The following is a 1,449-nucleotide window of genomic DNA, read 5'->3' as shown; positions in this document are numbered from 1 at the left end:
ACGTCTGTTGGCAAACAGGACAGAGATAGCGTTGATGTCCGTTGGGCATCTTGCCGTGTTTATGGGCTTTAGAATGATCACACAAAGGGCATTGCATGGACGAGTTGCAGATGAGAGATCCCCTCTACTCTACCAATCCCACGTTTATTTGACGCACTACCGCGAAACCTATGTCGGAGATGGGGTTACTTTTGTGGATACTCCCGGCATCTTGTATCGTTCTGACACTGCCACAACACGAGTCGCACTGGAACAATTACAGGCATATGACACGGTGTTGCTGGTGGTCAAAGCCACTCATGTCGATGAAGACCTGGCGGATTTGTTGCCGTTAGTGGTAGGTAAGCGGGGCATTGTTGTCATCCCATTTTGGGACAAAGTTGCACCCTCAAATTTAACACGTCAGGTGATCCGGCGCTGGGAACAGACCTCTAATCTAGCGTTTGTTCCAGTCGATGCGAGACATCTGACCGCCGTGCAGCGTGACGAAATTTTAGCGGCAATGCATGAGCCGTCAGTTTTTCCCAGTCAATGGCAACCCACGCCTGCGGGTTGGAGCATTGAACCCCGTCCCACATTGTTGGAGCATCCCCACGTTGGCTGGCTGTTGGCGATCGCCCTGCTGCTGCTCCCTGCCATCCTGGCTGTCTGGTCTGCCAATAGCTTTGCGGCGTTTGCCGATCCGCTGGTTCAGAAATTGGTCAAACCAACCCTAGAAGCTCTCTCTAGCTTACCGTCCTTACTCAAAGAGATCCTGATTGGGCGCTATGGACTAGTAACGATGGGACCGCTGCTGTTTGTCTGGGCAGTGCCGACAGTCATTCTCTACGCTCTGTTTCTAGGGGCTTACAAAGCCAGCGGTTTAGTCGAACGAATTACGATCGCCCTGCATCCGTTGTTGCGTCCGTTTGGCTTATCAGGGCGCGATTTGGTGCGTGTAATCATGGGGTTTGGCTGTAATGTGCCAGCCGTGATTAGTACCCGTGCTTGCTCCAGTTGTTCTCGTAAGACTTGCATTTCGGCGATTGCCTTTGGCTCAGCTTGTTCCTATCAATTCGGTGCCACGCTGGGAGTATTTAGCGCGGCAAATCTACCCTATCTGGTGATTCCCTATTTGCTTTACCTGGTGATCACAACGTTGATTTACACAGGTCTGGTTGCACCAAAAGCGGCTCGTTCTCCACAAAATACGCTGATGATCGAACGGCGCGCCTTTCTGGAAGTTCCCCAGTGGTCAGCGATTTGGCGCGAAGCAAAGGGGACACTCAACCAGTTCTTAACCAATGCCATCCCCATTTTCCTGATCATCACATTGATTGCTTGGTAGTGCGTCAGATTATTGTGGGATAGGTCACGATATCATTCCAAGTCCATGGTCGAGAGGTTAATCCTGCTCGTTGTGCGGCAGTGGACTTGAACCGACTATGCTGCCAAATCCAATTGAAGTAA

The 1,449-nt window shown here is 51.2% G+C and carries 1 protein-coding gene and 2 pseudogenes; 1 reads left to right on the top strand and 2 read right to left on the bottom strand.

All coding sequences use genetic code 11. The features are described 5' to 3' along the window. The coding region (locus AC2VE5_RS27590; protein ID WP_486886923.1) for an IS1/IS1595 family N-terminal zinc-binding domain-containing protein at window positions 1-97 on the bottom strand (97 nt) is incomplete at its 3' end. Between the two features lie 66 nt (window positions 98-163). Between AC2VE5_RS27590 and AC2VE5_RS27585 the strand changes: the two are divergent. Beyond that, window positions 164-1,321: pseudogene (locus tag AC2VE5_RS27585) on the top strand (nucleoside recognition domain-containing protein); the annotation flags it as partial. Between the two features lie 10 nt (window positions 1,322-1,331). Here AC2VE5_RS27585 and AC2VE5_RS27580 read toward each other — a convergent pair. Further along, window positions 1,332-1,449: pseudogene (locus AC2VE5_RS27580) on the bottom strand (IS1 family transposase); the annotation flags it as partial.

Source organism: Aliterella sp. E5.1 (assembly GCF_057473825.1).
Note: the sequence above shows the minus strand (reverse complement) of the source record. Positions and strands in the feature narration are given on the sequence as shown.